Consider the following 14679-nt stretch of genomic DNA (forward strand, 5'->3'; position numbering starts at 1 on the left):
TCTTTTTTATTTTTCTGTATCCTGGCAAAGGATTCCGCAATAATTCCTTCCTGCCATTTCAAGCTGAATCTGCTGCATCGTTTCTGCCACAACACCGATGACGATGATTAATGAGGTTCCGCTGATGGTTGTTGTGATTCCGAGGGAACCGCAAATAGCCATTGGGATTACCGTTACGCAAATCAGCATCACTACGCCGATAGAAGTAAGGCGACGGGAAATACTCTGGATGTAGTTCTCCGTATCCTCTCCTGCTCTTACTCCCGGAATAAAGCCCCCGGCCTTCCTGATATTGTCAGAGATTTCTGCCGCATTAAATGTCACCGGCAGGTAGAAGAACGCGAAAAATACAATCAGTGCCAGATAAATCAGCAGGCCAACCGCATAAATCGGATGGTCGTTATCAAACCAGTTCTTCTGTGTCATCATATTCAGGAAGATTTTGCTGTATCCGCTGCCATATCCTTTTCCGGCAATCGTTGCAATCAGCTGAGGGATGGCCATGAGCGATGAAGCAAAGATAATTGGCATAACGCCAGAAATTCCTACCTTCACCGGAATCTGTCCTGTTTCGGCATCCTCTCCGGACTGGCTCATCTTCTGGCTATACTGTACATGCAGTGGATGATATCCTTCTGTCATATAAATAATTACGATAATCATCAGCAGCAGTAAAGCGATAAACCCGGTGATAGAGAGCACAGCCACCATTTTACTCTTTCCGTCAACCACGCTTTTCGCCATAGATGCGAACTGGCCTGGCATCCTGGATACGATGTTCGCCATCAATAGTACAGATACACCGTTTCCGATTGCTTTTTCTGTAATGATGTGCGCAAGATACATCATGATTCCTGTGCCTGCCGTCATAAATACCGTGATAGCAATAGCAGAGAAGACAGCGTTTCCGGTAATCATACCGCTCTTATTGAACCCGATTGCCATACAAAGGCTCTGGATTGCTGCAAGTACGATACCAACGATGTTAGTGATGAACTTTGTGACTTTCTGTCCATGCTCACCCTTTTTCTGTAGTTTTGCCAGTGACGGGATTACGCCTGCCATCAGCTGGATGACAATCTGTGCTGTAATAAGCGGGGTGATGCCTAAAGCAAACATGGAGAAGTTTTCAAATGACCCTCCTGTGAATGCTGAGAAAAGATTGAGCGCATCGTTGGAATTGGACGCCATCCACTGCTTAAAAACAGAGGCGTCCACTCCGGGAACCGGAATCATGGAAATCACACGTGTCAGAAAGATTATTCCGACAATGATTTCCAGTTTCCGTCTGATGTCTCGTGTTGTCAGGGCCTGTTTGATAGAGTTAATCATTTTTTTAAGTCTCCTTTTCTGTTTCTGTATTTAATTTTTGATTTGGTCTTCAATTTTTTTTAATGTTTTTTTATACTCCTTTTCGTCTTTTACCGGAATGCCTAATACCGTTTCCAGATTCTTTGAAATCTTCCGGCTGATATCCTGGCTTCCGTTTATCTGGACCAGCAGTTCATAATCTGTTTCTTTCTGGTTTAACATTTCATATTCTTTTGCTGCTTCCAGCAGTGGAACCATGTATTTTTCTCTTTCCAGGCAATTAATCGGAAGTCCGTATTGTGAGCATATCTTGTCCACATTCATCGTCTTCTCATCAATCTCATTGGAAAGCGAATCCAGACAGTTTGAAATTTCTTTTAAGTCTTTTCTTGCCTTCCTTTTTTTTGTTACTTCTCTGATAAATGCCGGAACGTACATCGCGGCACCGGCTACGATGATGCCGATTCCCGCAGTCATAAATGTTTCCATAAGTGAAACCCCTACTAAAATGACCGGCGTCCCGGTGGCCAAAAGCAATCCTCCCATTCCATCTTTATCTGCATTTTCTTTAATCTCCTGCCTTTCTCTTTTTATCTTTGATGCTGTCAGGTATTCTTTCCGGATTTCTTTTAAGGCCCTTTCGTCCTCAAGTGCATTCTCAATCGGCTCGGCTGGGCGCTGGCATTTAAAAATCTCTTTCAGCTGCATATACCGTCCAGCCTCATACGGTGTGAGCTGAAACTTCTCCTCCTCTTCTCTCCTTACATCCAGTTCGTCAATCAAAAGGCTGGTCCTTTTTAATAATAAGTTTGTTCTTTTTGGATAATGCGCCGTTTTAGCCGGCACGTTTTGTTTGTTTGACATTTTTCTGCATTTCCTTTGCTATATTGATTCTGGCCATAACGTATTGTGCATGATATTTTGAGTAATCAGCATAATAGTCTTCTGCACTTGAATAGCCTGTTACCTGATTTAAAATTTCCTTGCTTAATGTTTTATCATCCAGCCAAAGACCATATGTTTTTGCAAGGGCAAGGACTGTCATTTCTTTTTCAAGTGCCTCTGTAACTGATTCCTGCATCTTCTTTGTGAAATCATCAATGCTGTCATATCCTATGCTCTTTACATAAGACTTAAAAGCATCACTGTTAATATCTGAAAGCCCGGATTCCTGATATACACGGATAAAAGCCTGCTGTATATCATAACTGAGCACATCATCCGGATAGCCTATGATTTTTGCATTTTTACACAGGGCGTCTACACCGTTTTCACTTAATTCCTGCGTTTTTTTGTACTCTAAAAGTGACTTTATGTACTCACGGTATTCCTTAATCGTCGTCTGCGCCCCGCTAGACAAGCTTACCGCTGTTTCATCTGTCAGTGTCATTCCTTTCACTTTTTTAATTGTGATGTGATAATCAAAATTCTTTCCTCTATAATTTTTGTCCTTGTAGTCCTTCGGGAATGAATGCTCTACATTAATCACATCACCAGCCTTAACCCCAACGAGTTCTTCATCAACTTCGTCAGGGAATAGATTGTCTCCGACGATTCGGTCCTCATCTTTCACATCAACAAAAGCCTTTTGTTGCCCTTCTTCTGTTGCGGTATAGTCAATCGTAACAATATCACCGGATTCCGATTTTTCTTTTTTACTGAAGATATTCTGATTCATCATCTCTTCTTTTACAGCATTATCGATATCCTTTTCGGAAATATCCATATCCTGCGTTTTTGCTGTTTCAGCAATATCGCAGCCGCTTACATCCACATATTTCAATGGGTCGTATTCCGGCCTTTCGCCTGTTTCTGTACCTTCATCTTCAGAAGTACTGTCCGCATCCGTTTTATTGACAGCCGCAGCCAGACGCTTTATGATATATTCCGCGTTTGATGATTCCACATCCAATTCATCCTGCATTTTATCGGAAATACTTTCTCCTACTGTCGTGGAATCGGCAATCTTGTCAAGCACATCATATTGTTTGCCACATCCGGTCAAAGCCAGTATGCTGGAAAAACCGACAATGCTTACCGTAAATCCAGGTGGAAACCAATATTTTTTTCTTTTCGTTATCTTTTCCCTCCTTTGTTTTTCTTCCTGTATACATACAATATGCTGAAAAAACTCTGTATCGTTCGTTTTTTGAGAATTTCTTTTTGCGTTTTTTTAGCTGTAAAATTTCACCGCATTTTCACATTTTTTTTACTTTTTTTTGCATATTGTAAATATAAAGAAAAACAGGAGGTGTTAACTTTGAAAAGATTAAAAACCATTACGGAAAAATCTAAACATAAAGATGCATTGTTTATCGCAAAAACTCTTTTATTCCTATCCATTCCGCTTATCAGTTCCGCATTGGGGCTGACATATCTGGCTGTACATCATGCACTTTTCGTTTCTTCGGAATCAGCAATCTGTTGCGGAATTGGCGCTTTCATCGTGTCTCTTTGGGCTATTGCTGAGTTTTGGTTCGGGCTCTCCTTTTGCAATAAGTAAGGAGGGCTGATGACAAATGATAATCAATCCAAAAGAAGTTAAGAAAGAAGAACTGAAAGGCTTCCATAAACCTACATATGACGAACAGCGCTTCCTTGAGAACAAAAACAAGACCTCCAGGACGTTTACAGTCAGGATACTATGGGATGCATTGCTTCCTATCATATGGGCAACCATTGCTATGGCGATGCTGGCCGTTTACCAGTGGTATCATGACCACATGCGCGCTGCTTCTTTATGTTGTTTCTTTACCCTTATTTTTGCAGCCTGGGTTTTATCTTATTTTTTCGTAGATTTTTTCTTCCGGGAACGAAGACGTAAGAAAGAGATAATATTTGAAACAATGACATGCCGGGTATCAAAAATGGATTTGTACAAAAAAGGTACTTATGCAGCATATGCAGCAACAGACACAGAAATCTGCACGGAGCCAATCATGGTCGATAGCATAACATTTCAGAAATGGCACAAAGACAATAGCTGTCCATTCCTTCTTGTCAGATACAACACGAAAAAAGACCCGCAGGCAAAATTTTTTCAATTATTCCTACAGCAAGAAGTCGCTGATGCATTTGCTATCGAATGTTTTTAAGCAGCCACGCACATGCGGCTGCTTATTTTTTTTGCGGACTGTTTTTTCTCTGTTTTCAGTTTCCTTCTTTCCTTTGCCTTCTCGTAGAGAATCAGGCATACTATATATATACCAAATCAGAACGGAGGCTATTTACATGTCAGAAAAAGACATTTTATATATCATCATCCCTGCCTATAACGAGGCAGACAACATCTTAAACGTTATCAATAATTGGTATCCAGTTGTTGAAAAGCACAACGGAAACCAAAAATCCCGACTTGTTATCATTGATGATGGAAGCAAGGACGATACATACAACATTATTTCCGCCGCAGCGGAGACAAGACCGCTGTTTCACCCGGTTAAAAAAACGAACTCCGGGCACGGTGGAACTGTATTATATGGATATCAACATGCAATCGCAAACAATGCTGATTATGTTTTTCAGACAGATTCTGATGGTCAAACGCTGGCTTCAGAATTTGAAGGATTTTGGCAGAACCGCAGCGACTATGACATGGTCATTGGATGGAGAAAAGGAAGGCAGGACGGATTTTCAAGGGTGCTTGTCACAAAGACCTTGAAGTTAGTCTTACGTTTATGCTTCGGTGTTTCACTGAAGGACGCGAACACACCATTCCGCTTAATGAACACTGACACGTTAAAACGCTATATTCAGTTAATCCCAAATGGGTTCAACCTTTCCAATGTTTTGCTGTCAGTCATTTATGCAAAAAAAGGATGCAGCGTTAAATATATTCCTATCACATTTCGGCCACGCCAGGGAGGCGTAAACTCAATCAACATTCCGAAAATCATTAAAATCGGAAAACGGGCCGTAAAAGATTTCCGAAAAATTAACAAAACAATTTCCAAAAAATAGCAAAAAAAATAGAGGAGAAAGACCTATCCTCAGGCCTTCTCCTCTATTTTCAATTTCCAAGCAATGCAATTACTTCTTTCCAGTTGTCTTTAAAGAAAATATGTTTTTCCTGGTCCCCGGAAACGTTGACCCAAAAGCTCCCGTCATCCTTCTGTCCGATACATAAACTTTTATTCCTGTATTCAAGCTGTAGATTACCTCCGGAAGTAATCATTGCAGCGCACCTCATATTTCTGGCGATATCCATAGTCTCTTCTGCTGGTCGCTGCCACCATTTATCCTCTGCTGTCATATATCTGGTGATACCGAGCAAATCATCTTTATAATTATGGTTTTTCGTGCTTGCGGATTCATCTACGTACAGACCCTTATCCCCTTCTCCTATAACGAAATTTCGGCTTTGTCCTCTTATATAAAGGATTCCGTTTTCCATATCCGGTTTCATCCGGAACACCGGTCCTGGCAGGTAATTCCATAACCGCTCTTCTTCACATCTTTTTATAAAACCATTCAGCTCTGACAGATTTTTTACTGGAACGCTCCATTCCTGCCCAAAGTCAACAAGGTATTCCTCCCCATCCGCATCAATCTCATTTACGCACGAATCCTGCTGAACGGAAACCAGAAAGCCACCGCTTCCATCGTCTGCCGCTTCATATGTACCAAACAGTCCACAGATTCGTAATGCATCATCTTTAATATCCAATTTATAGCTCATATTTTTTCCTCCTGCTGCATATATTTTTTTGCATACAGATAATATGAATAATTTTCCAAAAAGAAAAAAATAAAGCGTTTCATATTTTTTATTATTCTGCATATTAATTCTGAGAAATTTTGGTTTTATAAAGAAAGGGAGCAATAAAAAATGAAAACAAACGAAAAAGAAAAGTTTTATGGAGCACACTTAACCCATATGGAAACTGTCAAAGACAAAGCGGTCATCATTGCGAAATTTGCAGCCGAATTCTCCGGAGCAAAAACATCCAGAATTGTATCCAGGATAAAGTCTCCGGAAAGTATGGAGAAGAAGATTCTGGCAGACAGTTTGCCAGTTAATTATCACTCTATGCTGGTTGAGGAATCTGATGCCATTGGAATCCGTATTATCACAGATTCTATCTCTGACGTGTATAAGATTTCAGATAACCTTGATAAAATCCACGATTTCGGTGATACGAAATGTCAGGTTTTACATATCAAGGATTACATCAAAAATCCAAAACCCAGTGGATATCGCAGCCTGCACGTCATTTTAGGAATCACATCTGACGACGAAGTCTTTCCAGAAATGAAGGTAGAAGTTCAGATTCGTACTTCAGTTATGGACTGTTGGGCAAGCCTCGAACACTTGGCGCAGTACAAGCAGGTTATCAGCCTGACCCCTGAAGTATTAGATACACTGGATACATACCGCCAGGCAGCAGACAGAGAAATCCAGGCGATGTATGCTTAAACGACTAATTTTATCGAAGAATGCCACAAAATAATGTGGTATTCTTTTTTTTGCATAAAAAAAGACGGCTTCGCGTTATACGAAGCCCTCCTTCGCCATCCTCCGACCTTCTCTCCGTTTCTGTTTATTGGTCTTCCCGTAAAACACAGTTGGCCTTCCAACCGGCGGACGGTTATGCTGAATCTTTGAGATACCCATCTGCAGTTCCAGTTTCTGAAGTTCTTTCTTGCTTAATTTTTTAGACATATCTTTTTCTCCTTTCTTTGCGTGTGTTTTTACAATTTCTTTCATATACAATATGCCGAAAAAATCGATGCGCGAAAAAATATTTTGCATATTAAAGAAAAAGGAGGTTCTATATGACACGATTAGAAGCATTACGAAAAAACCAAATTATTAAAGCCTGCAGCCAGTCTTCGCTCGTTTCACATCGACAAAACAGTAAATTGTCTCTTTCCAAATGCAGCGATAGAACAAAATTTCGCAGTTCTGCGTTTAACTGGATGCTACGGTAGAAAAATGCTAGCCTATTAGCGCTAGTATTTTTCTATCAAATTAGGCAGAGTACCACGTCCATAGGATATGATATTACTTAGATTTACCATACCGCATGGCGTGGGTGAATGCCTTTTTTTAATTCGTGTATCATAAAAAAGTCCACAGAAAATTTTACTTTTTCATAAAAATTTGGCATATTAATAATAGAAGATTTGAAAGGAGGGCATCCATTATGTTAAATGCAATTCCGATGGTAATATCAAAAGAATCATTTGAACAGATTTTTGCATTTGCTGAAGATAATTCTGCTCTTGCTAAAAATCTGTATAATGCTGCCCTTTTTCGAATCCGCCAGGTCTTTACAGGATGGAATAAAACGAAACGAACAGATTTGGAACAGCTTGTGTTTGATGAATTGAAACAGACAGAAGCCGTATACAAAAGCTTTAAGCCACGCCGTGTCCTCTCATATGCTGCACTTGATAAAATCATGAGGGCAACACATAATCCTGACTTCTTTGCCGGGCTTCCGATGCAGACCGCGCAGCAGGTTTTAAAAGATACGGTACATGATTTTAAGGCATGGCTTGACAGTTTAAAGGGATACAAGAAAAACCCATCCAATTACACCGGGAAGCCTAAAATGCCGGGATACTGCAAATCAATCCGTAAGACTTTTACAGTTACAAATCAGGATGCCGTGATTTATCCGGTTATTGATAAAAATGGATGTATTACAGGCAATGAATTAAAACTGCCAGGTTTTAAGAAAAAGGAACGAGTCCCGGTTAATTATATTGACCATAAGTCAAATTTACGTATGATGACGTTTAAGCCTTATTACGATAAATATATCATGACTTTTGTGATTGAGGATATGGCACCACCATTTTATCCTGATATGCCTTATATGGCAGGGCTTGACTTTGGGACAGACAACATCGCAGCTATAGCATGTACAGATAATTCATCTGTAATATACAAGGGCGGTGCAGTACTGTCATCAAATCAGTTTTTCGCCAAGAAAAAGGCAAAGGCAGTTTCGTTAATCACGCAAGGACATTCGAAAATGCATGCAGAATCAAAATATTTGCTTGCACTTTCACGTAAACATAGTTGCTTCATGAAAGACCAGATGCATAAAGTCAGCACAGAAATTATCAGATACTGTGTCGCACACCGTATCGGGATTCTTGTGATTGGTGTAAACAAGCTCTGGAAACAGAAATCAAGTATTGGCAGAAGGAACAACCAGAGCTTCGTACCTGTTCCACATTTCCAGCTTCGCCAGATGATAGAATATAAAGCACTCCGTGCAGGGATAGATGTCATCGAACAGGAAGAGAGTTATACTTCAAAAGCAGATATCACTGCGTCTGATTATATGCCTGTTTACGGAAAAGAAAAATGCCGCCCGGTGTTTTCCGGACGGCGTATTGAACGCGGATTATACTCATGTAAAGAAGGATACTGCATCAACGCAGACTGCAATGGAGCGGCAAACATCCTCAGAAAGGCAATCCCGGATGCATGGAAAGGCGTGTCAGACTTTCACTTTCTTGCAACACCGGAAAGCATTGGGTTTGCCATGTTGAATCCTGCAGACTCACATGAAAGATATAAACAGCATAACAACTGGATTTTCGTTTCCGACGATACTTCTAGCTATTCTTGCAGACATGCAGCATAGTCAGATAATGCGTCTTTATGCACGCGCTTTAAAAGCAAAGCATAGACCAAAGTATTCCTTAGGCATCATTTACCAATGGATAGGGGGCTTGGTGAACAGTCCTTTGTTGGCACGGTCAGCATATGGCTCATTTGCCTTATGTTCGAGAGACGAAAGCGACACGGCTTCAAGAACAAAACCTTTTACCGGTAACTCCTGGAGGTATTTTTCGGAGCTTCGCTCCGTTTTAGATACCACCTCTATGGGCGCAATGTACCGCATAGGGGTGGAGACTTCATGTTATATTTACGAGACGAATATTATTTTTTACATATTTAATATGCAAAAAAATATGTTAAGAGAAATACTCTGAAGCTTTTCCGCCCGTCGATAAGAAATGCCGGTACAAAAATGGTACAGGAAAATCCTTATTTGGCATATTAAACAATATAAATACACAAAAGGAGAAAATCACCAATGCCAAAAGAAAAAACCGTAAAAGGAGAAATGTACAGAAACGAAGACAAAATCAAAAGAAAAACGCGCGTGGACAATTTAGAAGATTTTTACAATTTTCGTATGCCATACAAGGATGAGGCTATACATGCCAAAAAATCAATGAAAATCTTAAGGACTGTAACTATTTCTTCCTTTCTTCCATTTTTAGCCGTCGTTTTATTTTTTCTTGTCTGGAATACTATCCATGTTGTCATGGATGGACACTTAGAAAAGGAAACGATGCAGACGTATATCTTTATCTGTATATTTTTTGTATTTTTACTTGTATACAAAAAGAATAACAAACTTCAATTTAGCGCGTTAGACGATTACGACATCCATGTTTTAGATTGTCAGGTTTGGAGCATGCGGAGAGAGCCAATCGAAAACTTCTATTCTTATTACGCTGCCATCTGCACCGATACACAGTTTTGCAATGAATATGTAGCCATCCAAAGTTATACATACAACTGCCTTGTTGATAATCCAGATGAGCAAATGCTTTTAGTTAAAGTTGAGCACACCACTAATGACGACATCAACAACTCAAAACCATTATTTTACTTACAAACAAAGAAAAACCTATCCAAACAAAAAAGACAACTGGAATAATGCCAGTTGCCTTTTTTTTGTTCTGACTGCATATTTATTGCATGCTTTTTTTTATTGCTCTTCCTACGGCCTGCAACTTCCACAAGGCTCATAACCTTCTGAAATCAGTTCTTCCCTGCTGCCGGTATATTCTTTTTTGTTTTTTGTTTTCATCTTTTTTACGCTGTTACAACTCGGTTTATGAAATTTTCCAGTATTTGTATTAATTACATATTCCGTCTGTTCTGTCGCGCCACTAGAATTCCCAGACACACCGCTTGCAGAACTCGTGTCAGCGTTTCCGCCCACATCCGGCTCTCCGTCCACGACTGACTCCTGGTCTACCCAGCTGTCGCCTGTTGCATAATCAATTCCAATACCAGGCTGCACATTATAGCAATACACATTGAATTTGACACCTGCTCCGGAATCTTCCACGGACTCTGCTTCCATCTGCACTCCGGAAGCAACCAGATTATCTCCGTCAAAAACCGGAGTTACACGATAGAGTACATGGTTTCCGGTTTCTTTAACATAATCTGCCACTTCATCTTCAAACGGGAGCATTCCCTCCACATTCAGATATCGTGTTCCGGTTATCAGGTTTTTCTCATTTGCATTCTCCCCGGCCAGCTGAAATCCAATAAGGTGACAGCGGTTGTATAAGTACCGGTCTTTGATGATATCCGGATATTTGACGGTATGCCATCCGGAGGGCTTAACCATACCAATCCTTCCGCGCTTCTCTGTCGGCATTAACTCTTTGCAGATGTTTGCATAAGCCACACCGCATCGCCCAAGACTATCCAAATCGCCATAGTCCTCAAAAGCATCTGTCGTGAAATCCGATTTTGCAAAATTCGGCTCATTGTCATTGACAACAGTATATGGGCTTCCTGTGTAGCCAGGAACCTGGCTCAAATCTGTCGCTGCCTGAACTTCTGTTTGCTGCATCCATCCGACATTACTTCCACTGATTACCACAACTGCAGCAATAGCTCCAGCCAGCATCATCCTGAACTTTTTTAACATTTATTTTTCCTCCTCTTTTTTGTATGTTTCCTATACTACACAAATATGCAAAACAAATCCAGATGCAAAATTCTTTGCGAAAAAATAGCCCGAGATATCCTTATCTCGGGCCTCTATGTATTTTTCTTCTTTTTTAAGCCGCGCCGTTATTTGCCGCTGAAGATTTCAGTCTTGAAGAAAACAGTGTGTATACGGAGTCTGTTTTAATCTCATCAGACATCTTATTGAACATGTCAAATGCTTTCAGTTTGTACACAATCGCTGGGTCCTTCTGTCCATATCCCACAAGGGCAATGTTCTGGCGCAGGATTTCCAGGTCATTGATATGCTGCATCCATTTGATGTCAATACATCTCAGAATAATCTGGCGTTCAAATTCTCTGAATACATTAACGTCCGGCCACTCTCTTTCCCTGTCAACGTATTTGTCTTTTGCAGCGTTGATATAAAGCTCAGAAAGCCTCTTCTTCTTCATATTTGGCTCATATTCCGGGCTTTTAATGCCATGGACCAGAACTTCAATTTCTTTACGGATTTCCTGATACTGTGCATCTGTCACCTTCTTATCCGGTGCGTGTTTATCAATGACCATATTGATAGAATCTTCAATCATTGTCACCATCGTACTTCTGGTATCTGCTTTTTCAAGGATAGCATCACGTTCTGCGTAAATCAGTTCACGCTGCTCATTGTTTACCTTATCAAATTTCAGGACATTCTTTCTTGCTCCGAAGTTATTATCCTCAATCACAGTCTGTGCTTTCTTGACAAATTTATTTACAGTTCCATTTTCAAGGCTCTCTTCATTTTTCATACCTGCCAGACTTAACATATTTTTCATACGCTCTGAGCCGTAAAGCCTGAGCACCTCATCATCAAGAGAAAGGAAGAAGATAGATTCGCCAGGGTCGCCCTGTCTGCCGGAACGTCCTTTCAACTGGTTGTCAATCCTTCTTGACTCATGACGCTGTGTGCCGATTACCTTAAGGCCGCCGGCTGCTCTCGCATCATCATCAAGTTTGATATCTGTTCCTCTTCCGGCCATGTTTGTTGCAATGGTGATTGAGCCTTTCGTTCCAGCCTTTGCAATGATTTCGGCCTCTTTCTCTAGGAACTTGGCGTTCAGTACAGTATGTGGAAGGCCTTCTTCTTTCAGCATCTTATCAAGAATTTCAGAGTCCTGAATAGTTGATGTACCTACCAGAATCGGCTGCCCGGTCTCATGCGTTTTCTTAATCTCGTCAACAACCGCTTTAAATTTTGACTGTCTAGTCAAGAACATCTTGTCGGACTCATCAACCCTCTGTACCGGCTTGTTTGTCGGTATCTTTACAACAGACATATGATAAATGTCTTTAAATTCTTTCCTTTCAGTAGACGCTGTTCCCGTCATTCCGCATTTCTTATCGTATTTGTTAAAGAAATTCTGATATGTAACGGTTGCATATGTAGAAGTTTCTTCTTTGACTTCAACCCCTTCTTTTGCCTCAAGTGCCTGATGCAGGCCATCGGAATAACGGCGTCCCGGCTGGATACGTCCTGTGAATGAATCTACAATCAGAACCTCGCCATTCTTAACAACATAATCCTTATCTTTTTTCATCAGGTTATGCGCTTTCAGCGCTGCCAGGATGTTATGGTATAACTCTGTATATTCTCTGTCTGCCAGGTTGTCAATTCCGAAGTATTTTTCGCATTTCTTGATTCCCTGCAGCGTGAGGGTAACGATTCGGTGCTCTTCATCAACCGTATAATCACCAGTCTCTTCTGGTCTCTCCCCTGCCATCAGGTCCACTTTTGATAATTCTGTTACTTCTCCTTTTTCCAGCTGTTTCGCTAGTTCATTACATGCGACATATAGTTTTGTAGACTTGCCGCTGTTTCCGGAAACGATAAGTGGAGTCCTCGCCTCATCAATCAGTACAGAGTCCACCTCATCAATAATGCAGAAATGGAATCCCCGCTGCATCTTATCTTCCATCCGCTGTGCCATGTTGTCTCTCAGATAGTCAAAACCAAGTTCCGTATTTGTAATGTACGTGATATCTTTTGCATATTCTTTTTTCTTTTCTTCCGGTGATGTCGTCTTTAAGATGCAGCCGACGGTAAGGCCCATAAAGCGATGGATTCTTCCAATATCTTCCGCATCACGTTCTGCAAGGTAATCGTTAACAGTTACAACATGAACCCCTTTACCTTCAAGAGCATTGAGATATGCCGGAAGGGCAGCAACGAGAGTATTGTGTGTTACAACATAATTTCCACACAGGAACAGATGCTCTGCATTATCTACAGTAAAACATACCATCTCTGTTTCCTCTTCTTTTTTTACAATGTCTTTGATGGCAATTCTGTCGTAGTGTTTTCGTTTATTGCCTGCTTTCTCAGCCATCAGCGCGCGCTCCAGTTTAAATGGATAACGGAAGAATTTCTTCTTCATGTCATTATCAACATTAACGTTGATTGTATACTGGTCTGATTTTGCAGTTCTGACGCCAGCCTTTCTTGACAGCCACCAGGAGCAGGACATACCAAGGGAATAAATCACTTCACAGATGTCATCACGAAGTTTTGATGATGTGGTTGAGTATGTAAGGTGAAAACGGTCTTTGTCTTCAATGCAGCCATCTGTGTCAAATAACCCCTGGAGTAGAGCCCAACGCTGCTCGATAGATGCGGTTTTGTAAATATCTGGAATATATTTATCACCACATTTTGTCTGTGTTAACAGCTCGTCCAATTCAGGACAGATATCATATCCATGAAGCCTGTGATTGTCATCTCCGTGTTTTCTAAAAATCCATGAATTATTATCTTTATGCGCTTTAAATACATCAACATCAAGGCTTTTTGCTATTTCATTTGGAACAAACTCATTTCCACTTGAAATCTCTAAAGCATGAGTCCCACTTTTGCATCCATTTCCAAGAAATGCACCAAGTACATATGGGGCAGCTGGAAGGTCCGCCTTTGCGTATTCTACAGCATCATTCATCGGAAGTCTGAATCTATAAGATTTTCCTTCTCGTAGTCCTTTATTGTACATATCTGCCGTATTTAAAGTCTTTAATCCTTTTCTTCCAGCCTGATATACACTCCATAAATGTTCATCTGCCGCTTCCACAACTCTTCCATCCGCAAGATGCACTTCATAAATCTGTTTTTTGCCCTGAGGGTAAACACCAGTTACCTTTGTCGATTTTCCATGTCTGTCAAATAACATATCTCCAACTTTAATATCTCCTGCCGTTTTCCAGCCATCTGGAGTTGGAATTGGTGTATAAAGCGGATTTGCCTTTCCTTCACCGGTTTTTTGTTCCGCAATCTTTCCCTCATTCAGCGCAATTGCACCCATAATCTGCACTTTGTACGGTCTTAAACCAATGCTTCGGTAAGCCGCCTCTCCCACTGCTGCATACGCATCAGGCATAATCTGGTCCACGGTTTCGCCGTTTTTCAGCCTTAATTTAAACTCGTCTGTTTTGCCTTTCAGTTCACTGTCTGTCAGACGCTGCATGTTTTCCATCTTTGCATATATTTTATCTGCCATTTTTCTTAATCTCTTAATTTCTGACATTCTTTTTAAAATCTCCTTTTCGCATTTTTTAAGTTCGTTTCCAAGTCAGATACAATATGCCGGAATTTGAAAAGTTTTTTCGTTTTT

At 40.6% G+C, this 14679-nt stretch carries 13 protein-coding genes; 6 read left to right on the forward strand and 7 right to left on the reverse strand.

Going from position 1 to position 14679, the window contains the following annotated elements; genetic code table 11:
* Positions 1-6 precede the first annotated feature (6 nt).
* The 3 genes from secY to DMI82_RS11440 are packed head-to-tail and all read right to left on the reverse strand — an operon-like array spanning position 7 to position 3289.
* The gene (gene secY / locus DMI82_RS11430) at positions 7-1332 is read right to left on the reverse strand and encodes a preprotein translocase subunit SecY (protein ID WP_110103351.1); all 1326 of its coding nucleotides are present in this window, start codon (positions 1330-1332) and stop codon (positions 7-9) included.
* 30 nt (positions 1333-1362) lie between these two features.
* Positions 1363-2175 (reverse strand): hypothetical protein, encoded by an 813-nt coding sequence (locus DMI82_RS11435; protein WP_110103352.1) that lies wholly within the window; start codon positions 2173-2175, stop codon positions 1363-1365.
* Positions 2147-3289, reverse strand: coding sequence for an FKBP-type peptidyl-prolyl cis-trans isomerase (locus tag DMI82_RS11440; RefSeq protein ID WP_146207150.1), 1143 nt, complete (start codon positions 3287-3289; stop codon positions 2147-2149). The genes DMI82_RS11435 and DMI82_RS11440 overlap by 29 nt, the downstream gene beginning before the upstream one ends.
* 282 nt (positions 3290-3571) lie before the next feature.
* On the opposite strand from DMI82_RS11440, the gene DMI82_RS19645 reads away from it, so the two are divergent.
* The 3 genes from DMI82_RS19645 to DMI82_RS11455 all read left to right on the forward strand — a co-directional run bounded on the left by DMI82_RS19645 (position 3572) and on the right by DMI82_RS11455 (position 5271).
* Entirely contained in the window at positions 3572-3814 is a 243-nt protein-coding gene (locus DMI82_RS19645; RefSeq protein ID WP_146207151.1) for a hypothetical protein, read from the forward strand.
* A 16-nt stretch (positions 3815-3830) separates the two neighbouring features.
* A complete protein-coding gene (locus DMI82_RS11450; protein WP_110103355.1) occupies positions 3831-4406 on the forward strand; it encodes a hypothetical protein in 576 nt (191 codons plus the stop codon).
* Between the two features lie 136 nt (positions 4407-4542).
* Positions 4543-5271 (forward strand): glycosyltransferase family 2 protein, encoded by a 729-nt coding sequence (locus tag DMI82_RS11455; protein WP_110103356.1) that lies wholly within the window; start codon positions 4543-4545, stop codon positions 5269-5271.
* A 49-nt stretch (positions 5272-5320) separates the two neighbouring features.
* Here DMI82_RS11455 and DMI82_RS11460 read toward each other — a convergent pair whose 3' ends face one another.
* Entirely contained in the window at positions 5321-5989 is a 669-nt protein-coding gene (locus DMI82_RS11460) for a hypothetical protein (RefSeq protein WP_110103357.1), read from the reverse strand.
* Positions 5990-6139: 150 nt separating this feature from the next.
* Here DMI82_RS11460 and DMI82_RS11465 point away from each other — a divergent pair, with 150 nt between their 5' ends.
* Complete coding sequence (locus DMI82_RS11465; RefSeq protein ID WP_110103358.1) at positions 6140-6727, forward strand: GTP pyrophosphokinase; 588 nt, start codon at positions 6140-6142, stop codon at positions 6725-6727.
* Between the two features lie 75 nt (positions 6728-6802).
* Here the strand turns inward: DMI82_RS11465 and DMI82_RS19780 are convergent, their stop codons facing one another.
* Positions 6803-6973: a hypothetical protein gene (locus tag DMI82_RS19780; protein WP_158526450.1), complete on the reverse strand. Its 171-nt coding sequence runs from the start codon at positions 6971-6973 to the stop codon at positions 6803-6805.
* Between the two features lie 484 nt (positions 6974-7457).
* Between DMI82_RS19780 and DMI82_RS11470 the strand changes: the two genes are divergently transcribed.
* Both DMI82_RS11470 and DMI82_RS11480 read left to right on the forward strand, forming a co-directional pair.
* A complete protein-coding gene (locus DMI82_RS11470) occupies positions 7458-8915 on the forward strand; it encodes an RNA-guided endonuclease InsQ/TnpB family protein (protein WP_110103359.1) in 1458 nt (485 codons plus the stop codon).
* Between the two features lie 456 nt (positions 8916-9371).
* On the forward strand, positions 9372-10004 hold the full coding sequence (locus DMI82_RS11480) for a hypothetical protein (protein WP_110103361.1): 633 nt from the start codon (positions 9372-9374) through the stop codon (positions 10002-10004).
* A 63-nt stretch (positions 10005-10067) separates the two neighbouring features.
* On the opposite strand, the gene DMI82_RS11485 is transcribed toward DMI82_RS11480, so the two are convergent.
* Complete coding sequence (locus DMI82_RS11485) at positions 10068-11015, reverse strand: DNA/RNA non-specific endonuclease (protein WP_110103362.1); 948 nt, start codon at positions 11013-11015, stop codon at positions 10068-10070.
* Positions 11016-11148: 133 nt separating this feature from the next.
* A complete protein-coding gene (locus DMI82_RS11490) occupies positions 11149-14592 on the reverse strand; it encodes a preprotein translocase subunit SecA (RefSeq protein WP_110103363.1) in 3444 nt (1147 codons plus the stop codon).
* Positions 14593-14679: the final 87 nt, after the last annotated feature.

It is taken from the genome of Blautia sp. BCRC 81119 (genome assembly GCF_003184505.1).
GTDB lineage: Bacteria > Bacillota > Clostridia > Lachnospirales > Lachnospiraceae > Blautia_A > Blautia_A fusiformis.